The organism is Pseudomonas asgharzadehiana (genome assembly GCF_019139815.1).
GTDB lineage: Bacteria > Pseudomonadota > Gammaproteobacteria > Pseudomonadales > Pseudomonadaceae > Aquipseudomonas > Aquipseudomonas asgharzadehiana.
Map to the genome: position 1 here is coordinate 4,151,663 of NZ_CP077079.1, position 23,786 is coordinate 4,175,448.

The following is a 23,786-nucleotide window of genomic DNA, read 5'->3' on the forward strand; positions in this document are numbered from 1 at the left end:
TTCACCGTATCGCCCTTGCCGCTCCTGCCAATAACTAAACCAGGGAGTCACCCCATGCAGCGTCGTACGTTATTGAAAGCCAGTCTTACCGCCGCAGCCGCCCTCAGCCTCCCGCTGAGCGTGCGTTCGGCATTCGCCGCCGAGCCCTTTACCTTTTACGGCCTCAAGTCCATGTCCGGCGCTTTTGCCAGCTATGGCAAGTTTGCCGACATGGGGTCGCGCCTGGCGGTGGAACAGCATCCCGAGATTCTCGGGCGCCCGCTCAACTACAAAGTCATCGACACCGAAGGCAATGCCGGCAAGGCCGTGCGTAAGGTGCAAGAGGCCATCCAGCAGGATGGCGCGCGATTCTTCCAGGGCTGCACCCTGTCGTCATCAGCCCTTGCGGTGGCCAAGGAAGTCGACAAGGTGGGTGGCGTGTTCATGACCCCGGTGGGCGCCGATGAAGTCACCGGCAAGGACTGCAACAAGGCGACGTTCCGCTGGTCGGTGCCCACCTACGGCGCGATCCGCCAAACCATGGTGCCGCTGATCAAACTGCTGCCCGACGCCAAGCGCTGGTACACCATCACCCCGCAATATGTGTTCGGCGAAGCGCTGCTCGAAGGCGCAAAGACGGTGCTCAAAGAGCACGGCCTGGAGCACGTCGGCAACAGCTACCACTCATTGCAGGAACAGGAATTTTCCGGCTACCTGACCAACGCCATCTCAACCAGGCCCGACGTGCTGGTGCTGCTCAACTTTGGCAGCCAGTCGTCCAACACCCTGCGCCAGGCGGTGAATTTCGGCATCAAGGAGCGCATGAAAGTGCTGCTGGTGTGGTCCGCCGGGCTTGACCAATTCCAGGAACTGGGCAGCGATGTGCTCGAAGGCGTGTACCTCGGCGCGCAGTACTGGCACCAGGTCGACACCCCGCTCAACCGCGAGCTGGTCAAGCTGACGAAAGCCAAATACGGCATCAACCCCACCTACCCGCTGGCCGCCGACTACATCAGCACCAAGGTCATGCTGGACAGCATCATCGCCACCGGCAGCTTCGACGGGCCGACCGTGGCCAAGGCCATGCAGGGCCTGAGCTTCGAGGGCCCGACCGGCAAGGAGTCGATCCGCGCAGGCGACCACCAGGTGATCAAGGACTACTACCTGCTGATCGGCAAAGCCACGGCTGATATGGCCGACAAGGACGACCTGGCCAAGGTGCTCAGCGCCGGCCAATCGTTCCCACCGGTAGACGCCACGGGCTGCACGCTCGCCTGATCCTGAACGGTTAAACACGACAAGGCGGCCCCAAGCCGCCTGTTCGAGGGTTTCTGCATGCTTAATCTTTACCTGTTCCAGATACTCAACGGCCTGGGGTTGGGGATGATCTACTTCCTGATCGCAGTCGGGCTGACGATCATTTTCGGCCTGCTCAACTTCGTCAACTTCGCCCACGGCGCGTTCTTTCTGTTGGGCGCCTACATCTGCTACACCGCCGTGAGCCTCACCGGCAACTTTTGGCTGGCGCTGCTGATCGCGCCGCTGGTGGTGGCCGCCCTGGCCTGGGTGATTGAACGCTTGCTGATCCAGCGCATTTACCACTTGCCGCACATGTTCCAGATCCTGGTGACCTTGGGCATTGCGCTGATCATCCAGGAAGCCAGCGTGATGATCTGGGGCCCGGTGGGCAAAAGCGTGGCGGTGCCGGAACTGTTGCGCGGCGTACTGGTGGTGGGCGATTTCGTCTACCCCTACTACCGCCTGTTCCTCATTGTGTTTTCCGGGCTGGTGGGCCTGGGCCTGTGGCTGTTGCTGGAACGCACGCGCTTCGGCGCCCTGGTGCGTGCCGGCAGTGAGAGCACCGAAACCGTGTCGCTGCTGGGCACCAATATCTTGCGTCTGTTCTCCATGACCTTCGCCCTCGGCGTGGCCCTGGCCGGGGTAGCCGGGGTGCTGTTCGCGCCCTTGCGCGGCGCGCAGCCATTCGTGGGCCCGGAAATTCTCGGCATCGCCTTCGTGGTGGTGGTGATCGGCGGCATGGGCTCGTTCAGCGGTGCGCTGGTCGGCGGTTTGCTGGTCGGCGTGGTGCAGAGCCTGATGACCACACTCTGGCCCCAGGGCGCGAGCCTGATGATCTACGGCGCGATGGCCGTGGTGATTCTGGTACGCCCTTATGGCCTGTTCGGGAGAGCCTGACATGAGCGAGAAAAACCCCCTGCCGTTTGCCAAGACCCAGTCCAAAGCCATGTTGCTGTGGGTACTGGCGGTGCTGATCGGCCTGCCGTTGATCCTGCCTTCGGCAACCCTGGCCAGCGAGATCCTGATCTTCGCCATGGCGGCCCTGGCCTGCAACCTGCTGCTGGGCTACACCGGGCTGTTGTCGTTCGGCCAAGGCATTTTCTTTGGCGCCGGTGCGTATTGCGCGGCGCTGCTGATGATCCACCTGCAATGGGGCCTGTTCACCGCGTTGCTCGGTGCCGCTGTCGCCGGTGGTTTCCTGGCGTTGCTGGTGGGTGCGTTGGCGATCCGACGTACCGGCATTTACTTTGTGATGCTCACCTTGGCGTTCAGCCAGATGGCTTACTTCGTCGCCTACACCTTGAGCGACTGGACCGGCGGCGACAACGGTCTGCTCAGCGTGCCGCGCCCGCAGGTCCGCATCGGTGACACCGTGCTGCTGTCGCTGGCCGACGCCCGTGCCTTCTATGGTTTTGTCGCGGTGCTGTTCCTGCTGATCTTCATCGGCGCGCGCCGCGTCATCGCCTCGCCGTTCGGCAGCACGCTGATGGCAATCCGCGAAAACGAAACCCGCGCCTCGGCCATCGGCTACGACACGCGCCACTTCAAGATCCTGGTGTTTGTGTTGTCGGGCGCCGTCACCGGTATCGCCGGTGCGTTGTACGCCATGCTGCTGCACTTCGTGCCGTTGTCGAACATCGACCTGGCGATGTCCGAGAACATTTTGATCATGACCATCGTCGGCGGCACCGGTTCGTTGTTCGGCTCGTTGCTGGGCGCCGGCTCCATCGTATTGCTGGGGGATTTCCTCTCCGACCTGTGGCCGCGCTGGCTGATGCTGCTGGGGGTGATTTTGATCCTGGTGGTGATCTTCATGCGCGGCGGTTTGTGGGGCGGCCTGGCCTCACTGTTCGACAAGGTGCGCCGCAGCCGCAAGGCTAGTGTGGTGAACAAGGAGCACGTGCTATGAGCATCCTTTTGGAAACCAGAAACCTGGAACTGGCCTACGGCGCGTTCCATGCGGTGAACGGCGTCAACCTCAAGGTCGAGGCCGGCACCATCCACACCATCATCGGCCCTAACGGCGCCGGCAAGACCAGCCTGTTCCATTGCCTGACCGGCGAACGCCAGGCCACCGCCGGGGCGATTCATTTCGACGGCAACAACCTGATGCGCAAGCCGGCCCACGCCCGTGTCGGCCTGGGCATGGCGCGTTCGTTCCAGCTCACCAGCCTGTTCCAGAACCTCAGCGTGCGCGAAAACCTGCGCCTGGCCGCCCAGGGCCGCGACGGCGCCCGCGCCCTGAACTTCTGGCGCCGGGTCGATAGCAAACGCGAACACCTGGAGATGGCCGATCAGGTCCTCGAACGCCTGCAACTCAGCACCCGCGCCGACACCCTGGCCGGCGAGTTGTCCCACGGCCAGCAACGGGTGCTGGAGGTGGGCATGTCGATCTGCTCCAAGCCCAAACTGCTGATGCTCGACGAGCCCACCTCGGGCATGGGCATCGATGACATCCCCATCATGACCCAGTTGATCAGCGACCTCGGCCGCGACCACACGGTGCTGTTGATCGAACACAACATGAGCATCGTCATGTCCATCAGCCAACGCATCACCGTGATGAGCCACGGCCAGATCCTGGTCGAAGGCACCCCGCAATTCGTGCGCGCCGATGAGCGCGTACGCACGGCGTATCTGGGGGAGGCTGCCTGATGCTGATCGTCGAGAATATCCATTCCTACTACGACAAGAGCCATGTGCTCGAAGGCGTGTCGCTGACGGTCAACCCCGGCGAACTGGTGACCCTGCTGGGGCGCAACGGTGCCGGCAAGACCACCACCCTGCGCAGCATCCTCGGCATCATTTGCCCGCGCCAGGGCCAGATTCACTTCAACGGCCAGGCGCTGGTCGGGCGGAAGATCTTTGAAATCGCCCGCCAAGGGTTGGCACTGGTGCCGGAGAACCGTGGGATTTTCCGCCTGCTCACGGTAGAGGAAAACCTGCGCATCGCCGCACGCAAAACCAGCCGCTGGCAGTTGGAGGACGTGTACGCCATGTTCCCGCGCCTCAAGGAGCGCCGCAAAAACGCCGGCCACGCCCTCTCCGGCGGCGAGCAGCAGATGCTCGCCATCGCCCGCGCCCTGCTCAACGATCCCAAGCTGCTGATCCTTGATGAACCCACCGAAGGCCTGGCCCCGGTGATCGTCGACGAACTGGTGAAGATCCTGCGCAAGGTCAAGGACGACGGCCTGCCGGTGCTGCTGGTGGAACAGAACCTGATGGTCTGCGACAAACTCGCCGACCGCCATTACGTACTCGAACAGGGCCGCGTGGTGTACGAAGGCAGCGCCGAAGCCTTCCGCGCCGACCCGACCATCAAGAACCGCTACCTGGCCCTGAGTGCCTGATCGGAGATTGCAGATGAATAGTTTTGCGCAACCGCTCAAGAGCAATGCCCCGCTGATCAACCGCGACCGCCTGTGGCAATCGCTGATGGACCTGGCGCAACTGGGCGCCACGGTCAAAGGCGGCGTGTGTCGCCTGGCCCTCACCGACCTGGACCGCCAGGCCCGTGACCTGTTTGTGCAGTGGTGCGAGGCCGCCGGGTGCAGCGTCACCGTCGATGCCATCGGCAATATCTTCGCCCGCCGCGCGGGACGTAACCCGGCCCTGCCGCCGGTGATGACCGGCAGCCATATCGACACCCAACCCACCGGCGGCAAGTTCGACGGTTGCTACGGCGTGATGGCCGGGCTGGAGGTGATCCGCACCCTGAATGATTTGAAGATCGAAACCGATGCGCCGATTGAAGTGGTGGTGTGGACCAACGAAGAAGGCTCGCGCTTCCCGCCGTGCATGATGGGCTCCGGGGTGTTTGCGGGGAAGTTCGACTTGCAGGACACCCTCGACAAGCGGGATGAACAAGGCCTGTCGGTGGGCGCCGAATTACAGCGCATCGGTTATGCCGGTTCACGTGCGGTGCTGGGCCACCCGGTCGGTGCGTACTTCGAGGCACACATCGAGCAGGGCCCGGTGCTGGAAGACCAGGCCACCACCATCGGCGTGGTCATGGGGTGCCTGGGCCAGAAGTGGTTCGACCTGACCCTCACCGGTGTCGAAGCCCACGCCGGCCCAACACCGATGCACCTGCGCAAGGACGCCCTGGTCGGCGCCGCCGAGGTGGTCAGCGCGGTCAACCGCATCGCCCATCAACAACAACCTCACGCCTGCGGCACGGTTGGTTGCCTGGCCCTGCACCCCGGCTCGCGCAATGTGATTCCCGGCCAGGTGCACATGACCCTCGACTTGCGCCACCTGCACGCCGACAAACTGCAAGCGATGGTCGATGAAGTGCGCGGCGTGATCGACGCCACCGCCCAGCGTCACGGCCTGAGCGTCGAGCTGACCCCTACCGCCGACTTCCCACCGCTGGATTTCAACCCGGCTTGCGTGAAAGCCGTGCGTGACGGCGCCCAGGCGTTGGGCTTGAGCCATATGGATATCGTCAGCGGCGCCGGGCATGACGCGATTTTCGTCGCCGAGTTGGGGCCGGCCGGGATGATCTTTGTGCCCTGCGAAGGCGGCATCAGCCATAACGAAATCGAGAATGCCGCGCCGGATGACCTGGCGGCCGGTTGCGCGGTGCTGCTGCGCGCCATGGTCAATGCGGCGCAGGGGGACCTGGCATGAGCGAGATAGGCCAACTGACAGCGGTGCAACTGCTGGAGCATTTTCGCAACAAGACCTTATCGCCGGTGGAGGTCACCGAAGATGCGTTGCTGCGTATCGAGCGCTACAACCCGGTGGTCAACGCTTATTGCCACGTGGACCCGCAAGGCGCGCTGAACGCCGCACGCGCCTCGGAGCAGCGCTGGTTCAAGGGCGAGCCGTGCGGTGCGCTGGACGGTGTGCCGGCTTCGATCAAAGACCTGACGCTGACTGTCGGCATGCCCACCCGCAAGGGCTCGCGCACCACCTGCGCTGCAGGCCCGTGGGACATCGATGCACCCTTCACAGCCTTTATGCGCAAGGCCGGCGCGGTGCTGCTGGGCAAAACCACCACCCCGGAATTCGGCTGGAAAGGCGTTACCGACAACCCCTTGTACGGCATCACCCGCAACCCGTGGAACACGCGTACCACCGCCGGCGGATCATCCGGCGGTGCCGGCGCGGCGGCGGCGCTGAACCTGGGCGTGCTGCACCAGGGCAGCGATGCCGGCGGCTCGATCCGGATCCCGTGCGCGTTTACCGGCACGTTCGGCATCAAGCCGAGCTTCGGCTATGTGCCGCAATGGCCGGCCAGCTCCATGACGATCCTGTCGCACTTGGGCCCGATGACGCGCACGGTAGAAGACAGTGTGTTGATGCTGCAAACCGTGGCGCGGCCGGATGCGCGGGATGGTTTGATCGGAGCGCCACGCAGCACGCCGTGGTTATCGCACGCGACGGACTTGAAGGGTGTGCGTATCGCGTACAGCCCCAACTTCGGTTACATCGACGTTGACCCGCAGGTGGCCGAAGTCGTCGCCCGGGCGGTGGAGGGCCTGGCGCAGCTGGGCGCTCATGTCGAGCAGATCGACCCCGGTTTCAGCGACCCACAGCAGGTATTCAGCACCCTCTGGGCCGCCGGCGCCGCACGCCTGACCCGCACGATGAGCGACGCCCAAAAACAGCTGTTGGACCCCGGCCTGCGGCGCATTGCGGAGCGTGGCGAGCGGTTGAGCCTGGATGATTTCAACACGGCCCTCGAAGCTCGCGCCGCGTTGGTGGCAAAGATGGCGGCGTTCCACCAGCACTACGATGTGCTGGTGTCGCCGATGATGCCGATCACCGCGTTCGAGGCCGGGCATAACGTACCGCCCGGCTCGGGCCTGCAGGAATGGACCGAGTGGACGCGGTTCACCTACCCCTTCAACCTCACCCAGCAACCGGCGGCGTCGGTGCCGTGCGGCTTGGCGGCGAATGGCTTGCCGGTGGGGCTGCATGTGGTGGCGGCGCGGTTTGCCGATGAGCAGGTGTTGAGGGTGTGCCAGGTGTATGCGCGCGCTTTTCCAACCCGACATTTGCAGGCACCGGTCTGACGGATAACCGCCGTGCCTTCGGCATGCGCTGACGCCTGGCTCAGTGCTATTCTCGCGCCCCCAACGTTTTCAGGAGCTTTATGCAATGCCAAGAACACTCACACGGATAGGTCTTTTCTTGGCGCTGGCCTGCTTGCAAGGCTGCGCGCATACCGACCCACTGCTGGGGCAGCCCTACTTCACCGCGCCGGCCCAAACCGCCAACGACAAGGCAACCGTTTACTTCGTGCGCGAGTATCGCCTCATGAGCCCGCAGTTCACCACCGAAGTCCATGTGGACGGCAAGAGCCTTGGGGAACTGTCTACCGGCGGCTACTTCAAGGTTGACTTGCCCGCCGGCGTGCACCGCATCAGCTCCAACAAAACCTCAATCCTCACCGACGAAGCCACGCGTCAGTTTGACTTGCCCGTCAAGGCCGGCCAGAGCTACTTCGTGGTGGACCAGGATTTGTGGGCAGAACCCAAGGACGGTTTCACCCTGGGGGAGATGAACAACAATCGCTATCGAGGCGCCATGCACTATTTTCGCTGGGCGCTGCTGCCTGCCGATACTGCGCAGACATTCATGCCCAAGTACCGGCTGGCCAAGTCTGAATAGAACCGTCCCTGTTAGCCCGATAACCGCCCCTCCCACATTTTTGACTGCATTCCAGTTCCTAGCCTTTACACTGTCGCCCATTCTTCCCAGGGGGCTTCATGGACATCGAACTGGCACGCACTTTCCTTGAAATCAGCCGTTGCGGCAGCCTGGCCGCGGCGGCCGAGAAACTGCACGTCACCCAGACCGCCATTACCGCACGCGTCAAAAACCTGGAAAACCAATTGGGCTGTACGCTGTTCGTGCGCAACCGCGCCGGCGCCCGGCTGACGGCCGACGGCGAGGCGTTTGTGGTATACGCCAACCAATTGCTGCAAACCTGGGAAGCCGCGCGCCGCGACCTGCCGTTGCCCGATGGCTATCGCAATGTGCTGCATATCGGCGGCGAGGTGAGCCTGTGCAACCCGTTGATGCTCGGCTGGGCCCAGGCCCTGCGCGAACACATCCCCGGGCACGCCCTGCGCACGGAAATCCGCGAAGGCGAATACCTGCTGCGCCAACTGGAACTGGGTGTGCTCGATGCCGCACTGGTGTTCCAGCCGCAATACTGGCCGGGGTTGCAGGTGGAGCAAGTGCTGGAAGAAAAACTGATCCTGGTGCAGTTGGTGAGCAAGCCGGAGCCCTACGTGTACATCGATTGGGGCCAGGGCTTTCGCCAGCAGCATGACGCCGCCCTGCCCGACAAGGCCCGCGCCGCCGTGAGCTTCAACCTGGGGCCACTGGCGTTGCAGTACATCCTCGAACATGGCGGCGCGGGCTATTTCCGCACACGCGTGGTGCAAAGCTACCTGGACAGCGGCGTGATGCGGCGCGTGCCCAAGGCGCCGGAGTTCAGTTTCCCGACGTACCTGGTGTACTCGCGGGCACGGGATTCGGCGGTATTGCAGCAGGCGCTGGAATTGCTGCGCGGGGTGGTCAAGGCCGAAAGTGACTGGTCACAGCGCTGGGACCCACTGATTTGAATCACTGTCAGTCGCCGCGCATGCTAGCCTGCGCGGGTGTCCTCTGGCAGCCTTACCGATGAACAAGAAAAAGTCCGTCACCATCAGCGACATCGCCAAACGCGTCGGCATGACCACCATCACCGTGTCCCGGGCGTTGAGCAAACCTGACCTGGTCAAACCCGCCACCCTGGCACGCATCCTGGAAGTGGCGCGCGAACTCGACTACGTGCCGAACGCCTTTGCACGCGGGCTCAAACGCAGTGAAAGCCTGATCATCGGCGTGATTACCGCGTCAGTCGACAACCCGTTCTACAGCGAGATGATCAAGGCGATTTCCCGCGAGGCCAAACAACACGGCTACACCATCATGCTGGTGGACACCGATGAGTTGGAGGAACTGGAAAGCAAAGCGGTCGATACGTTATTGGGCTACCGCGTGGCGGGGATCATCCTGTCACCGGTCTCCGACGAGCCGAGCTACCAACCCGACTACCTGGAGCGCCTGCGCAACGGCAAGACCCCGGTGGTGCTGCTCGATCGCACCCTCCATGACAGCCCGTTCAGTCGCGTGGTGCTCGACAACTACCACAGCGGCATCCAGGCTGCGCAGTACCTGTTGCGCCAAACCCCCGCCCTCAAGCACCTGCTGGTGCTCACCGGCCCCGCGCATTCGCGCATCACCGTCGAACGCCTCAAAGGCCTGCGCGAAGTGCTGGCCGAACATCCACAGGTACAGGTGCACGTGCAAGCCGGCGACTACACGCTGATGCCCTCCTACCTGCACACCCTCGACTACCTGGCCGAACATCCGGCGCCGGACGCGATCATGGGCTTCAACCAGTTGATCACCCTGGGCGCCCTGCGCGCCCTGCGCATGCACAACATTCCCCATGACAGCCTGACCATCTGCGGCATCGACCGCCTGCCGTTCGCCGATATCTTCGGCGTGCCGATCGCCTGCGTGGCCCACGATGCGTCCCTGGCGGGCAGCAGCGCGGTACGCCTGCTGCTCGATCGCCTGCAAGATCCGTACAAACCACGGGACAAAGTGGTGATCGCCGGCAAGCTGGAGAACGGCTAGCGGCTGGTGTAACCACCGTCGATCGGCAGGCTCACGCCGCTGATCATGCTGGCGGCATCGCTGAGCAGAAACAACACCGGCAGCGCCACTTCCACGGTCTCGGCAAAGCGCCCCAGTGGGATCGCCGCCAGCGCCGGATCGCGCTTGGCCGGGTCGGACCAGGCCATGGTGGCCATGGGCGTGAGGGTGACGGTGGGGTTGACGCTGTTCACGCGGATGCCAAAGCGGCCCCATTCGGCGCACTGCACACGGGTGATCGCATCCAGCGCGGCCTTGGAGGCGCAGTAGCCGAGGTGCTCGTCCAGCGCCACCAATGACGCCTGGCTGGAGACGTTGACGATGCTGCCGGCGATATGCGCCTGGATCATGTTGGCCGCCACACGGCTGGCCACCTGCGCGGCGGCGCGGGCGTTGACCTGCATAACCTGGTCAAAGGCCTCGGCACTGATGGCGGCGGCAGGCTCCAGGCGCGAGATACCAGCGCAGTTGACCAGGCCGTGCAAGGGCGGCAAGCCTTGCAGGGCCTTGTCGAGGGCGGTGCTGTCGGCGATGTCCAGGCACAGGGTGTGACAGCCCAGTTGCGACAGGGCCTCGGCGTCGCGGCCAAGCGCAAAGACTTCGGCGCCGCTGGCGATCAGTTGCCGGGCAATTTCGCGGCCGATGCCACTGCTGGCGCCGGTGACGAGAATGCGCTGGTGGGTGAAGTCGAAGGTTGCGTTCATGATCACTTTTCCATAGGCGATAAAGTTACCCACATTTTTGGACCGTGTTGATTCAGGTAGTTTGCAGGTTGTGCATGATCGGCCTCAGGGCTGGATACAACTTCACATACTCGGCGAAGACCCGGTCATACACCTCGGCGTTCTGCGCCTTGGGTTCGGCGCGCAACGCCAGGTGCACCCAGCCTTTGTCCATCGCCTCATCACTCACCAACCCCACCGCGTGCGCCGCCAGCAGCGCCGCGCCCAAGGCCGCCTCGACTTCCTGAACAATGGTGTACACCGGTAACCGCGTGACATCCGCGATGATCTGCATCCACAAATCCGAGCGGCTCGCGCCCCCCACCACGATCAAGCGTGGGTCCAGTGAGTGCGCGCCGCGAGTACCCGCCTCGATGTTATGGCGCAGGGCAAAACTCACCCCCTCCAATACCGCGCGGTACAGGTGGATACGGCTGTGATACAGGTTCAGGCCAACAAAACTGCCACTGGCGCGGTCGTCCCACACCGGGCTGCGCTCGCCCATCAGGTAGGGCAGGAACACCACCCCTTCGCTGCCCGCCGGAATATTCATCGCGCTCTGTTCCAGCAGTACCAGGCTGTCCAGGCCGCGGGCCTTGGCCTGTTGTTCCTCGGCCTGGCAGAACTGTTCGCGAAACCAGCTCACCGACGCCCCTGCGGTAATCGCGCCGCCGAAGATGTACAGGTCCCGATGACCGTTGTAGACGTGGGGCATGCTGACCAAGCCGTGACGCGCATCCACCTGCTGGTTCAGGTAGCCCCAGCACATACTGGTGCCGATCATCGCCACGTGGTTGCCCGGCTGCGTGACGCCGGCGGCCAGCGTTGCCATGGCTGCATCCACGCCCCCGGCAAGCACCGGGGTGCCCGCCTGCAAGCCCAGGCGGGTGGCCCAGCCGTCAAGCAAACCACCGACGACGTCGGCGCCATACAGCAGGCGCTGCGGCATCATCGCCAACGGTATGCCCAGCTCGGCCAGCAGTGCTTCGGACCAACCCCGCGCCGCCACATCGTAGACCCCGCCGATATTGCCGGCACTGCTATGGTCCACCGCCAGCTCACCCGTGAGGCACCAGTTGATGTAACTGTTGGGCGGCAGCAAGTAGCGGGTGTTCGCCCAGACCTCGGGCTGGTGCTGCTTGAGCCAGAGCATCTTGGTGAAGCCGTAATAACTGTCCACCGAGTTGCCGGTGATCCTGAACAAGCGCTCCAGGTCCACATGCTCGCGTACCCACGCCACCTGCTCGCCGGCACGCCGGTCCATCCAGATCAGGCACGGGTGCAGCGGCGTCATCTGCGCATCCACCGGGATGCCCGAGCCGCCATACAGGCTGCTGATGCACAGCGCCTTGACCTGCCCCGCCGCCACCTCGGCCTTGGCCATGCACTGCGCCACGCAGGCCTCGACGGCATCCAGCCAGACCTGCGGCCATTGCTCGGCCCAGCGCACCTTGGGGGTATCCACGCGATACCCCTGGCTATGCTGGGCGATGATCGTGCCTTGAGCATCCACCAGCAGCGCCTTGGTACTTTGGGTTCCTATGTCCACACCCATCACGTAATGCATGATCAGCGCACCGGCTTGAGCAGCACCTTGATCGACTTGGTCGAATTGGCCAGTTCGAAAGCCTCGGCAAAGTCATCCAACGGGAAATCATGGGTGACAATGCCCTTGGACGTCACCAGCCCGCGTTCGAACAGGTCGATGGCGATCGGGTAGCAATACGGCCCGAGGTGAGCGCCGCGTACGTCCAGTTCCTTGCGGTCGCCGATGATCGACCAGTCCACGCTGGTCTCGGCGCCAAACACACTGAACTCGACAAAACGCCCAAGCTTGCGGATCAGCTCCAGACCCTGGGTAACGCCGGCCGGCACGCCGGTGGTCTCGATGTAAACGTCGCAGCCATAGTTGTCGGTCAGGCCATTGATGATCTCGCGGGCATTCTCGCGGGCCGGGTTGATCACCACGTCGGCGCCGAATTTTTTCGCCAGTTCCAGGCGCTCGTCGACCATGTCGATCACCACCAGTTTCTTCGGGGTTTTCAGCGCCGCGACCTGCACCATGCACAGCCCGAGGGTGCCCGCACCGGCGATCACCACCACATCGTCAAGCTGGATATCACCACGGTTGACGGTGTGGATCGAGCAGGCCATCGGCTCCACCAGCGCCGAGTCTTCCAGCGACACCGCCGCCGGAATCTTGTGCACGATGGCGGTCTTGGGAATGCGCATGTACTGCGCCATGCCGCCTTCGGCCACTTCACGCTGGAAGCCGAAGATGTTGTGCACTTCACACATCCAATACTGACCCGATTTGCAGAAACGACACTTGGCGCACGGCACGATCTGCTCGGCGATGACCTTGTCGCCCACCTGCACCTCGAAGTGTTCCTCGGCGCCCTCGCCCACTTGCTCCACATAGCCGAAAAACTCATGGCCCGGTACCACCGGCGCCTTGACCCATGGGTTGTCGCCGCCCCAGAACATCGCCGCGCCCGAGTGGCACTTGCAGTCACTGGCGCAGATGCCGCACGCGGCGATGCGGATCACCAGTTCATTGGGGCGCGCCTGCGGTTTGCCGATGCGTTCCAGGCGGTAGTCTTTAGGGCCGTGGCAGACGACGGCTTGCATTTGGGTGTGCTTGTCCATGATGGTTGACCTATATGAGAGGAGTTTATTTATGGCGCTGACGGCTGATAAAAATCGCCAGCAAAATGATCCCGCCCTTGATCACGCTCTGGACGTAGGGCGACACGCCGAGCATGTTCAATCCGTTGTTCAAGACGCCGAGCAGCATGGCGCCGAGCAAGGTGCCGACGATCACCCCGCGGCCCCCGGCAATCGACGCACCGCCGAGTACCACGGCGGCAATCGCATCCAGCTCGAACGACACACCGGCATTGGGCTGGCCACTCATCAAGCGCGAGGTGAGCACCAGCCCGGCAATCGCGGCGGTCAGGCCGCTGATGCCGTACACCAGCAACTTGAAGCGCGCCGCGCGCACGCCGGACAAACGCACGGCTTCCTCATTGCCGCCGATGGCGTAGATGTAGCGGCCGACGCGGGTGTGTTGCAGCAGCACGTAGGCGGCCAGGTAAGTGATCAGCATGATCAGGATCGGCACCTGGATGCCGAACACGCTTTCGCGACCGAAGAAGGCAAACCAGTCCGGCAGGCCGGAAATCGGGTAGCCGTCGGTGTACATCAGGCCCAGGCCCCGGGCGATGCCCATGGTCGCCAGGGTGACGATGATCGGCGGCATGTGCAGGTAGGCCACGAATAAACCGTTGCCGATGCCGAAGGCCACGCCGATCAGCATGCCGGCTCCAATCGCCAGCCCCGGTGGCAGCCCCGCGACCATCAGCCCGGCCGTCAGCGTGCCGGACAACGCCATCACCGGCCCTACCGATAAATCGATGCCACCGGTGAGAATCACGCAGGTCATGCCCACCGCAATAATCGCGTTGATCGACACCTGCCGGGCGATGTTCGACAGGTTGCTGGCGGTCAGGAACGTGTCGCTGGCGAGGATCATCACCAGGGTCACCACCACCAGCCCCACGAACGGATAGAACGCCGGCGAACGCACCAGCCGCGCCAGGTTCAGGCGCAGCCGAGCGGTGTCGGCGCGGTTAATGGACGTATTCACTTGAGCCCCCTGTTGCATGGCGCATGACCTCTTGAGGATTGACGGCGGACGCTTCCAGGACCTTGACGATCGCGCCTTTGTGGAACACGGCGACGCGGTCGCACATGCCGATGACTTCGGGCAGTTCGGAGGAAATCATGATGATCGCGTAGCCCTGTTCGGTGAGGCTGCGCATCAGCGCGTAGATCTGTGCCTTGGCGCCCACGTCGATGCCGCGCGTGGGTTCGTCGAACACCAGCACGTCGCAGTGGTGGTTGACCCAACGCGCGATCACCACCTTTTGCTGGTTGCCGCCACTGAGGTTGAACACCCGGCTTTCGCCGCTCGGGGCCTTGATCGACAGCTGCTTCATCAATGCCTCGACGCTGGCGCATTCCTTGGCCTTGTCGATCAGGCCACCGGCGTTCTGGTACTTGGGCAGGTTGTTCAGGGAGATGTTTTCGCGAATGCTGAAATCGGTGATCAGCCCTTCGCTCTTGCGGCTTTCCGGCAGCAGGCCGATGCCATGGGCCAGTGCCTGGGCCGGGTCGTCGAGGCGGATTTTTTCACCGCGCAGCCACACCTCCTTGCTCACCGACGGCAGCGCGCCGAGCATGCCCAAGGCCAGCTCAGTGCGGCCGGAGCCGACCAGGCCGGCAAACCCGAGGATCTCGCCCTGGTGCAGTTGGAAGCTGTTATGCGGGCCGTTGCGCACCAACTGGATGTCCCTGACCTCCAGCAATAACGGACCGCGCCCAGTGCCGGGCTTGGGCGGGAAACTGCATTCCAGGCGGCGGCCCACCATCATTTCCACCAGGCGGTCGATATCGCTGTCGGCCACATCGGTGACGCCCACGTTAGCGCCGTCGCGCAGCACGCTGATGCGGTCGCAGACCTGGAAAATCTCTTCCAAATGATGGGAGATAAAAATCACCGCCACGCCCTGGCGCTTGAGTTCACGCATGATCTCGAACAGCAGCTCGGCCTCGCTGGGCGTCAGGGTCGCGGTGGGTTCATCTAGCACCAGCAAACGCGCATCCAGCGCCAGGGCCTTGGCGATTTCGACGAACTGCTGCTCGGCCACGCTCAAATGCTCGACCGCGCAATGCAGGTCGATGCTCACGCCCAGGCGCTGGAACAATGCCTCGGCGGCCGCGACCATCTCACGCTTGCGCAACAGGCCGAAGCGGTTGCTCAGCTCGTGGCCGAGGAAGATATTTTCCACTGCCGTGAGATAGGGAATCAGGCTGAATTCCTGGAACACGATGCCGATTCCGGCGGCAATGGCGTCGCGGTAAGTGGCGAAACGCTGTGCCTGGCCATCGATGAGGATCCGCCCTTCGTCCTGGTGCTCGACGCCGCCGAGGATCTTCATCAGGGTCGATTTGCCCGCGCCATTTTCGCCGAGCAAGGCATGGATCTCGCCGCGCTCGACTTGCAGGTTGATGGACTTGAGGGCCTGCACCCCTGGGTAACGCTTACAGATATTTTCCAGCTTCAGAAGACTGCTCATGCCGCCGACCTCTCGCTCAGAAGGAGCCCCAGGCCCCACGCCTTCCGTGGGGCCATGGGCGGTTTACCAGCTGAAGTCCTTGGCCTTGGCCTGGTCGATCAGAGTGATGTCCACCGGAATAGTGGCGGGCACTTGCGCCCCCCACTTCTTGGCCAGGGCAACGCCCAGGGCCAGGCGGATCTGGTCGCGGGGGTACTGGGCCGAGGTGGCGATGAATTTGCTGCCGGGTTTCTGGATCGCCTTGATCGCTTCCGGCGCGCCATCGACACTGACCAGTTTCACGTCCAGGCCACTGGCTTCGATGGCCGACAGGGCACCGAGGGAGCCGTTGTCGTTGACGCTGAAAATGCCCTTGAGGCCGGGTTGGGCCTGCAACATGTTTTCGGTGACGGTCAGCGCCTGGTCACGCTCCTGCTTGCCGTTCTGGATGCTCACGACCTTGATGCCAGGGTGCTTGGCCACGGCCTCTTTGCAACCGCGCACACGCTCCAGGATCGGCACCACGGCAATGCCGTCGAGGATCGCGATGTTGCCTTTGTCGCCAATGTTTTTAGCCAGGTATTCACAGGCCTGGAAACCGGCATCGAAGTTCTTCGAACCGACGAATGAATCCAGAGGGCCTTCGGCCTGGGCGTCCACCGCCACCACCACGACACCGGCGGCGTGAGCGGATTTGACGGCCGATTGCACGCCGACCGAATCGGTGGGGTTGATCAGCAGGATATCGATGCCTTTTTGCAGCATGTCTTCCACGTCGCTGACCTGCTTGGACACGTCGTGGCGGGCGTCGGTGATGATGAGTTTCGCACCGATGCTCGCGCCGGCTTCTTCCAGGGCGTTTTTCATGGTGACGAAATAGGGGTTGTTGATTTCCTGGAATGACGCGCCGATGCGGATCGGCTTGGCGGCGTCGGCAAATGCCGGTGCAACGGTGCCGAGGGTGATGCTTACAGCCAATAAACACAGGGTTTTCGGGAGCATTTTCATGGCGTGGGTCTCTGTTTTGTTTTTATTTTTAGAGCAAATGTTATCGTTAACATTTTGCGAGAAGCTAGCAAGGAAATCCCGGGCGTGCAAGCCCCCGTTGGTCGTACCGCCTGCAAACAGCCTCTTGGAGAGGTGCGCATAACAGGCGCAAAAAAAGGGGGGCAGCCCTATGGACTGCCCCCCGCCTCACTTGCATGAATCAGTTAGCGCACGATGGTCTGGCTGCAAATATGACCCAGGCTAACGTATTGCACGATATTGCCACCTACCCCGACACCCACGCCTGGGAATTCCTTGAGTTCAATCCGCCAGCCGCCGTCGTTGAACCAGGTTCTCCAGTTGTAGGTCTGGCCGGACGAACTGTCCGGGTAGATCGCGTTGTGGTCACCCGAGCAGGTACCCAGCGCGACATTGCCCGAAGCTGCCCCAGTGATGCCGGTGGTGGCCTCGTAATTGACAAAGTTATAGGCGCCGCTGAACTGCTTATCGACCCGCAATACCGGGGTGACGCCGCGCAGGGGTTCGCCGGTACTGTCAGACCATTGCGTGCTCCAGCTCAGGTTGCGGGCCGCCTGGGTGGCCAGTTGGAAAATCGAACTGGGGATGCGCACCACATTGTCGCCAATCACGTCGTACTGGTTCAGGCGGGGTGCCGAACCCAGCGTCAACTTGTAGTGCGCCTGGGGGTTCAATGCCACCGCTGGGTTGGCGCGCACGCGAACCTTCACGGTATAGCCCACGGGCACGCTCGGGTAGGTCGAGGTATTTTCCGGCTGGACCACTATCCAGTTATTCCCATCAAACCGTTCGAACACCCACTGGTTGCGCGCGCCTGTGCTTTCTTCATCCAGGTACACGGCCACGCCTTGACCGCGCAGCGAAGTGAAGTCGAAGTAATCGACATCGTTGACGGAGTCGATGTTGCCCGTCACCTGGTTCAGCGCATCCGGCAAGGCAAACGCGGTTTGTGCGGTGTCGTTGGGCTCGAAGGCATCGATGTTGCTGTCCACCGCCACACCAAAGCTGAACTGTGCGTTGCTCGCGGTGTTCGCCACCATGTACCAGTAGTAGTCACCGGCCGGCATCACACCGTTGAGGTACTCATCGGCATTGCCGGCGGCGTCGGAAGTGCCCAGGGGCGTCAAATTACCCTGGCCGTCATCGTGGAACAGCGTCAACGACATGTCCGTGCCGGCGCTCTGGTTCAGCAGTTGCACCTGAATGCGCGCGTTTTTCGGCAGGTTGAAGTGATAGGCGATTTGCGCACCGGTTTCCACACCGCTGACGGTGTACAGCGTATTGATATCCAGGGTCGGGAACAGCGGCGTGAACGCAGCAATCGCCGAGCCTTTCAGTTGCGCCGGGTCAGCTGTGTTCAATGCATCGACCTGCACGTCAACCGGCGCGCCACTGACTGCGGCCTTGCTCTGCGCTGGCTTCGAATTGCCGGCCATCGCCGCCTTGAGCTTTTGCTTGAGCGCGGTTGAAACTTGGGTTGTTTCCAGCTTGCCGCCGGATTTTAGCGCTTTGTCCACGGCCAGCCTGACCGCTTCGGCGCTGAGCTTCTGAGGGTATTGCTCGGCCAGGGCAAAGGCCGACACGAAGCAGGAGGCCGCCATGGCCGCGCCCAACATAAAGGCTTTTTTCGATTTCATTTTTTATCCATCCATAGTTAAAAACTGAAGGTCAGGTGACATCCGGTCACCTGGGATGGAATCTAGCCAACAACTGTATGCATGTCCAGTATTTTTGTAGGAAATTTTACCTATTCAATACCCGGTCATTTCCAGATACCCCACCCCGCCGTCAAACCGCACCGGCCCTTCCCAATAGGGAATGCTCAGGTTCATCCAGGCGTTCGGGTTGACGGCCTCAGGGCTGATGTCCAGCTGTTTGCCCGGAATTTTAAGCGACCAGCGCGTGGGCATGTTGCGCCCCTCGATGGCCGTGGTTGCCAGCGGCGCAAGTTGAATATTGGCGTTGTGCAACGTCTCGGCGTGGCCTTGCGGGTCGATCCAGGTGCCGGTGAGGTAACCGGCGCCGTCCTGCTGGCGCACACGGAACAACATCAGTTGCGCCCCGCTGTCCAGGTGCAGGGAGAACCAGTCCCAACCGGTTTGGCTGGCGCTCAAGGGTTGGCTGCTCCATTCGCGATCCAGCCAGGCAGGGCCCGTGACTTGGTACACCTTGCCATCAATGCTCAGGCTGCCGCTGGCGTTGAAAAACGGCTGGCTGTAGTAGTACGACGCCTGGCCCAGATCGGATTTTCGGCTGTAGCCGTTGGCGCCTTGCAGCACCAGCGGGCGGCTGGAGGTCAGGTGCAGATCGTAGGCGAATTGCGCACCGCCGGCCTTGAGTTGCATATCCGCCAACGCACTGGCGGCGCCGGGGCGGCTGGCAAAATTCCAATCGTCGATCCAGGCGTTGAAGGGCACCGCCTGGGCACCGGCCTGGCCGACGCCGCCACGGGCCAAACGTTCAGCGGCGTAGTGGCGAGTGGCGCTGGTGACGGCGGCGTGGCCGAGCCACACGGTGGAGTCATGCCAGCCCGCTTGCGTCGGCCCGGGCTTGAGGGCATTGCGGAACAGCGTCCATTGCACCCCGAATACGTTGCCCTGTGCGTCCTTGAGGTTGGCGGTGACGTACCACCACTCGATCCGAAAACCGTCATGGGGGCCGTGGTCGTCTGGAAAGCTGAACACCTTGCCCGGCACCACCTGGGCAAAGTCCGCCGCATCATTGCCCAGGCCCGCGAAGCTCTGCGCCGGCGCGGGGGCTTTGTCGCAACCGGCCAGCAGCAAAGCGGCGCACAACAACGCTTTAACCTTCATGGGCAAACGTCCTCAACAAGTCTGCCGGACGGCTGCGGTACAGCTGCCACAGTGGCCACGCCGATGCCAGCAATGTCGCCAGTAACGCCAGCCCGAGCAGTTGCGCCAACTGCCACGGGAACACCTGCAACGGCAGGCGCCAGCCAAAGGCTTGCACGTTGATCACCGCATCCAGGCACCACGCCAGCAGCAGGCCCAGCGGCACCGCCAGCACCAGGGTGAGCACCGCCAGCAGCCAGGTCTGCCCCAGGTTCAGCAGCATCAATTGCCGGCGCGTCACGCCCAGCGCCCACAGCGGTGCGAGTTGGCCCAGGCGGCTCTGGCTCTGGGTCAACAGGCTGATGAACAGCGCTACGCCGGCCACGCCCAACGTCAGGCTATTGAGGGCCGCGGTGGCGGCGAAGGTGCGCTCGAACACTTGGCTCGACCAGCCTTTGAGTTGCTGCTGATCGATGATCCGGCTGTCCTCCAGGGCAAATGCGCGCTGCACTTCACGCACCAGCGGCGCCACGTCGGGCGCGGCGACACGCAGGTTGAAGCGTGCCGGCGAGAGTGTCGGCCAATGCGCCAGCAGGTGCTGCGAATTGACCAGTATGTGGCCCTTGGGGTTGCCGTAGTCGGCGTAGATCGCCACGACTCTGGGCGACCATACACCTTGCGCTGTTGGGATAGGGAGCACATCCCCCAGTGTCACTGAAAGGCGACGCGCCAACTGCTCGCTGAGCATCAGCGTGTCGTTTGTGTGCAATTGGTCCCACGGCTGGTCTACAGCCTCCAACAACGGCCAATGCTGACGATAAGTAGGGTCATCGACCACCCCGAACAGGTCCGCCGGCCAACCCTGTATTTGCACGGCGACTTGCCAGGTGGGGAGCACCGCCCTTACCCACGGCTGTTGCGCCAGCCAGCCGCCGAGCTGTTCGGCCTGGGCCGGGGTTTGCGGGTTGAGGTACAGCTCGGCGGTGAGGCGTTGTTCCAGCCAGTTGTTGAAGGTATGGCGAAAGCCCGATGTCATCGAACCCGCGCCGATATTCGCGGCCAGGGCCAGCAGCAGAGCCATCAAGGCCAGGCTCAGCGCCGGCAACTGCTGGCGGCAGTCGGCGAGAAACCATTGGCCGAGCACTGAGCGGCTGCGCCCGAGCACGGCGTTGAGCACGCCATTGAGCAGCACCGGCAAACCGAGGGCCGCGCCAAGCAGCAACGCCGCCATCAGCACAAAGCCGGCCGCCAGGCTATCGCCCAGCCACAGCGCCAACAGTGCGATCAGCAGCGCGGCCGCCGCCACCCCACCCTGGCGTTGCAACCAACGGCCATGGGCCTCATGCCACGCCTGATCGTTGGCCAGCGCCAGCAATGGCAAGCGCGCGGCCCGCCACAGGCTGCTTGCGCCGGCAAGCAACGCGCCGAGCAGGCTCAGGCCCAACCCCGCCAGCCACCACCCCGGGCTCAGGCTCAATTGCCCCGCCACTTCGGCGCCATACAAGCCGCGCAGGCTGGCGGCCACATCCGGCAGCAACAGGCTGGCCAGCCCGTAGCCGCTGGCGACGCCAAGGATGCCCCCGAGCAGCGCCAACGCGGCCAACTCCACGCCCAGGCTGAAGATCAAACGCCGCGCACTGACCCCACAGGCACGCAAGGTACGCAGCAGCCCGCGCCGTTGTTCCAGGGCCAGGCCGATGGCGGCGTGCACGATAAACAGCCCCACCACAAACGAGAGGAAACCCAAGGCGTCCAGGTTCAGGTGAAAGCTCTCGGTGAGGCGCGCCAGGTTATTGTCCTCGGCCTGGCGCAGTTGCAGGTCGGTGGGCGGCGTGGGCTGGCCGGCGGCGAACGCCTTGTCTACCAGCAGGCGCGACAGTCGCCCGGGCATGTCGAGCAGCGGTTGGGCGAAGCTGATATCGGTCAACAACAGGCCGGGCGCCATGTCCGCCTGGGCTTGCAGGGGCGGCAGGCGCTGGCCATTGAGCGTCAGTGGTTGCATGCCTTCCTGCAAACCCAGCGACCGCAAGGTCTGCGGGGCAACCCAGGTGCGTCCCGGCGGGTCAAAGAAGGCCAGCAGTTGCGCCTGGCTCAAGCGTTGCCCCGCCACTGTCGCGCTGCCGGGCAACGACAACGGCTCGATGCCCATCAATTGCAGGCGCACATCCTCATGGCCCTGCAACTGCACCCGCCCTTGCACCACCGGCGACACCGGCCAGCCGGTGCGGCGCAGTTGCGCAAACAACCCCTCGGGGAAACTCGCCGAGTCCGCAGCGCTGAGGCTGGCCTGGGCTTCGCCGCCGATCAACTGGCTGGCGCGCGCGTAGCTGTCGCGAGCCTGGCTGTTGAGGGCCTGCACCCCGGTCAACAGCGCCGTGGCCAGCCACAGCCCGGTGAGCACGCTGAAAAACTGCACCGGATGGCGTCGCCAATGGCTGAGCAACGCGCGTAGCGTCCAATAAAACACCGCCATCTCAGCGCGCGTCCGCAGGCACGATATGGCCATGATGCAACACCACCTGGCGGTCCAGCCGCGCCGCGATGCGCGGGCTGTGGGTGACCATCAACAGGCTGGCGGCGCTGTCCCGCAGCAGGTCCAGCAGCAGTTGCAGCACCTCGTCGCTGGTAGCCTCATCTAGGTTGCCGGTGGGCTCATCCGCCAACAACAAGCCGGGCCTGGATGCCAGCGCGCGCCCTACGGCGACGCGCTGTTGCTGGCCGCCCGAGAGTTGTTCCGGGTAGCGCTTGAGCAAATCGCCCAAGCCCAGGCGCTCGACCAGATGCGCCTGCCAGTGCGGATCAAAACGCCCCGCCAGCCGGGCCTGGAACGCCAGGTTGTCGTCGACACGCAAACTGCCGATCAGGTTGAACTGCTGGAACACCAGGCCGATGTCGGTACGTCGCCACTGGGCCAGTTGCGCTTCGCTCATCTGGTCGAGGCGCTGCTCACCCACCTGGATGCTGCCGCGGTCCACTCGGTCGAGCCCCGCCACCAGGTGCAACAACGTGCTCTTGCCGCTGCCCGACTCGCCCATCAACGCCAGGCTGCTGCGCTCGGCCAAGTGCAGGTCGACCCCCGACAGCACCGCCAATGGGCCTTGGGGCGTGGCATAGCTTTTAAACACAGCGTGCACCTGCAACATGACAACACTCGTTTGATGGGGGGCAATCGAGGATAACGGCTATGTATTGATCCTACGCAAATTTTTCACATGGATTTCACCGGTTGCCCACTCCCCCCGCTTTAAATTACCGGTCAAGCGCCACGCGTCGGCAACTTGTTAGTTACAACGCCTGGTAACTTTTTTAACCGCCACGTGTTCAGCGAAAAGACAGCAGCCCTATGACAGCCTCCTGTTTCACTGCGGCGAATAGCCGACACGTTGCGCCAAACAAATACAACATTGCCAACAGCGCCCATGGTGAATGAAGTGGTTGACCTTACCCTGACCAAACCACGTTCGCGCCGGGCTTTTTCCAAGCGCCTGCAACGGCTGTGGCTAGGCATTAGCGTGGTCACCTTGCTGCTCGTGTGCAGCCTGCTGTGGCCGGCGTCCCCACGGAACCTGGGGGTGGGCGATCGTCTCCTGACCTCGCAAGTGATCCCCCTTTGGCGCGACGGCGAAGTGATTGTGCTGGTGCGCCATGAAGAGCGCTGCGACCGTTCGAGCAACCCGTGCCTGGGCCCACTCGAAGGCCTCACGATCAACGGCAGCCAACACGCGCAGACACTCGGCAACGCCTTTAAATCGCTGGGCATGGCCCAGAGCGACGTGCTCGCCAGCCCCGCTATCCGCACCGCCCAGACTTTGCGCTTCATGTTCGACAAACATGAGCTGACCTCCGGCGAGAGAGCCGTCTGCGGCGCAGCCATGGGCGAAGAATTGCTGCGCTACAAACAGCCTGGGCGCAACCTCGTATTCATCACCCACAGCGGCTGCATCGCCGACTTCGAAACCAGCCTGGGCTTCCCTCGCGCCAGGTTCCCCGAGTACGGCAGCGCACTGTTCGTACAGGTTTTGCCCAATGGCAAATTCAAGACCCTGGGCATCATGAATAACCCCGACTGGCCCGCTGCCCTCAAACAATTCTAAGTCATCGCGCCAACGCGATTACCGCCCATGTTCAGCAAAAAGACAGGCCTGTTCTGGCATGTTTAATTGCGCCTTTTAACTAAGAACTTC

The 23,786-nt window shown here is 63.1% G+C and carries 21 protein-coding genes; 11 read left to right on the forward strand and 10 right to left on the reverse strand.

All coding sequences use genetic code 11. The features are described 5' to 3' along the window. Positions 1–54: 54 nt before the first annotated feature. The 10 genes from KSS96_RS18700 to KSS96_RS18745 all read left to right on the forward strand — a co-directional run bounded on the left by KSS96_RS18700 (position 55) and on the right by KSS96_RS18745 (position 9,924). Positions 55–1,257, forward strand: a complete 1,203-nt coding sequence (locus KSS96_RS18700) for an ABC transporter substrate-binding protein (RefSeq protein ID WP_017527016.1) — start codon at positions 55–57, stop codon at positions 1,255–1,257. 57 nt (positions 1,258–1,314) lie between these two features. Beyond that, the gene (locus tag KSS96_RS18705; protein ID WP_017527015.1) at positions 1,315–2,175 is read left to right on the forward strand and encodes a branched-chain amino acid ABC transporter permease; all 861 of its coding nucleotides are present in this window, start codon (positions 1,315–1,317) and stop codon (positions 2,173–2,175) included. 1 nt (position 2,176) lies between these two features. After that, the gene (locus KSS96_RS18710) at positions 2,177–3,187 is read left to right on the forward strand and encodes a branched-chain amino acid ABC transporter permease (RefSeq protein ID WP_017527014.1); all 1,011 of its coding nucleotides are present in this window, start codon (positions 2,177–2,179) and stop codon (positions 3,185–3,187) included. Beyond that, the gene (locus KSS96_RS18715) at positions 3,184–3,933 is read left to right on the forward strand and encodes an ABC transporter ATP-binding protein (protein ID WP_068937413.1); all 750 of its coding nucleotides are present in this window, start codon (positions 3,184–3,186) and stop codon (positions 3,931–3,933) included. Before KSS96_RS18710 ends, KSS96_RS18715 begins: the two co-directional genes overlap by 4 nt. After that, on the forward strand, positions 3,933–4,628 hold the full coding sequence (locus KSS96_RS18720) for an ABC transporter ATP-binding protein (RefSeq protein WP_017527012.1): 696 nt from the start codon (positions 3,933–3,935) through the stop codon (positions 4,626–4,628). Before KSS96_RS18715 ends, KSS96_RS18720 begins: the two co-directional genes overlap by 1 nt. Positions 4,629–4,641: 13 nt before the next feature. Further along, positions 4,642–5,910, forward strand: a complete 1,269-nt coding sequence (locus KSS96_RS18725; RefSeq protein ID WP_017527011.1) for a Zn-dependent hydrolase — start codon at positions 4,642–4,644, stop codon at positions 5,908–5,910. Next, complete coding sequence (locus KSS96_RS18730; RefSeq protein ID WP_135196107.1) at positions 5,907–7,301, forward strand: amidase; 1,395 nt, start codon at positions 5,907–5,909, stop codon at positions 7,299–7,301. Before KSS96_RS18725 ends, KSS96_RS18730 begins: the two co-directional genes overlap by 4 nt. Before the next feature lie 118 nt (positions 7,302–7,419). Beyond that, the gene (locus KSS96_RS18735; protein WP_217855197.1) at positions 7,420–7,899 is read left to right on the forward strand and encodes a DUF2846 domain-containing protein; all 480 of its coding nucleotides are present in this window, start codon (positions 7,420–7,422) and stop codon (positions 7,897–7,899) included. A gap of 98 nt (positions 7,900–7,997) precedes the next feature. Then, complete coding sequence (locus tag KSS96_RS18740) at positions 7,998–8,861, forward strand: LysR family transcriptional regulator (protein ID WP_017527008.1); 864 nt, start codon at positions 7,998–8,000, stop codon at positions 8,859–8,861. 58 nt (positions 8,862–8,919) lie between these two features. Continuing rightward, positions 8,920–9,924, forward strand: coding sequence for a LacI family DNA-binding transcriptional regulator (locus KSS96_RS18745; protein ID WP_065877583.1), 1,005 nt, complete (start codon positions 8,920–8,922; stop codon positions 9,922–9,924). Here KSS96_RS18745 and KSS96_RS18750 read toward each other — a convergent pair. The 10 genes from KSS96_RS18750 to KSS96_RS18795 all read right to left on the reverse strand — a co-directional run bounded on the left by KSS96_RS18750 (position 9,921) and on the right by KSS96_RS18795 (position 22,745). Further along, positions 9,921–10,646, reverse strand: a complete 726-nt coding sequence (locus tag KSS96_RS18750; protein ID WP_065877585.1) for an SDR family oxidoreductase — start codon at positions 10,644–10,646, stop codon at positions 9,921–9,923. The two genes, KSS96_RS18745 and KSS96_RS18750, sit on opposite strands and share 4 nt — an antisense overlap. Positions 10,647–10,698: 52 nt before the next feature. Further along, the gene (locus tag KSS96_RS18755) at positions 10,699–12,231 is read right to left on the reverse strand and encodes an FGGY-family carbohydrate kinase (protein WP_065877587.1); all 1,533 of its coding nucleotides are present in this window, start codon (positions 12,229–12,231) and stop codon (positions 10,699–10,701) included. A 2-nt stretch (positions 12,232–12,233) separates the two neighbouring features. Beyond that, positions 12,234–13,313: an alcohol dehydrogenase catalytic domain-containing protein gene (locus KSS96_RS18760; RefSeq protein ID WP_065877588.1), complete on the reverse strand. Its 1,080-nt coding sequence runs from the start codon at positions 13,311–13,313 to the stop codon at positions 12,234–12,236. Positions 13,314–13,338: 25 nt separating this feature from the next. Next, on the reverse strand, positions 13,339–14,331 hold the full coding sequence (locus KSS96_RS18765; RefSeq protein ID WP_017527391.1) for an ABC transporter permease: 993 nt from the start codon (positions 14,329–14,331) through the stop codon (positions 13,339–13,341). Next, positions 14,297–15,805, reverse strand: coding sequence for a sugar ABC transporter ATP-binding protein (locus KSS96_RS18770; RefSeq protein WP_068937409.1), 1,509 nt, complete (start codon positions 15,803–15,805; stop codon positions 14,297–14,299). Before KSS96_RS18770 ends, KSS96_RS18765 begins: the two co-directional genes overlap by 35 nt. Before the next feature lie 63 nt (positions 15,806–15,868). Beyond that, complete coding sequence (locus KSS96_RS18775; protein WP_065877592.1) at positions 15,869–16,792, reverse strand: substrate-binding domain-containing protein; 924 nt, start codon at positions 16,790–16,792, stop codon at positions 15,869–15,871. Positions 16,793–16,995: 203 nt separating this feature from the next. Next, positions 16,996–18,447 carry a hypothetical protein gene (locus KSS96_RS18780; protein WP_065877595.1) on the reverse strand — a complete coding sequence of 484 codons (1,452 nt, stop codon included), beginning with the start codon at positions 18,445–18,447 and terminating at the stop codon, positions 16,996–16,998. A 114-nt stretch (positions 18,448–18,561) separates the two neighbouring features. Beyond that, positions 18,562–19,623 carry a lipocalin-like domain-containing protein gene (locus KSS96_RS18785; protein WP_065877597.1) on the reverse strand — a complete coding sequence of 354 codons (1,062 nt, stop codon included), beginning with the start codon at positions 19,621–19,623 and terminating at the stop codon, positions 18,562–18,564. After that, positions 19,613–22,075, reverse strand: a complete 2,463-nt coding sequence (locus tag KSS96_RS18790) for an ABC transporter permease (protein WP_217856494.1) — start codon at positions 22,073–22,075, stop codon at positions 19,613–19,615. Before KSS96_RS18790 ends, KSS96_RS18785 begins: the two co-directional genes overlap by 11 nt. 1 nt (position 22,076) lies before the next feature. Continuing rightward, positions 22,077–22,745 carry an ABC transporter ATP-binding protein gene (locus tag KSS96_RS18795; RefSeq protein WP_017526998.1) on the reverse strand — a complete coding sequence of 223 codons (669 nt, stop codon included), beginning with the start codon at positions 22,743–22,745 and terminating at the stop codon, positions 22,077–22,079. 276 nt (positions 22,746–23,021) lie between these two features. Here KSS96_RS18795 and pmrG point away from each other — a divergent pair, with 276 nt between their 5' ends. After that, the gene (gene pmrG, locus KSS96_RS18800) at positions 23,022–23,696 is read left to right on the forward strand and encodes a lipopolysaccharide core heptose(II)-phosphate phosphatase PmrG (RefSeq protein WP_026067206.1); all 675 of its coding nucleotides are present in this window, start codon (positions 23,022–23,024) and stop codon (positions 23,694–23,696) included. The last annotated feature ends 90 nt before the right edge of the window (positions 23,697–23,786 follow it).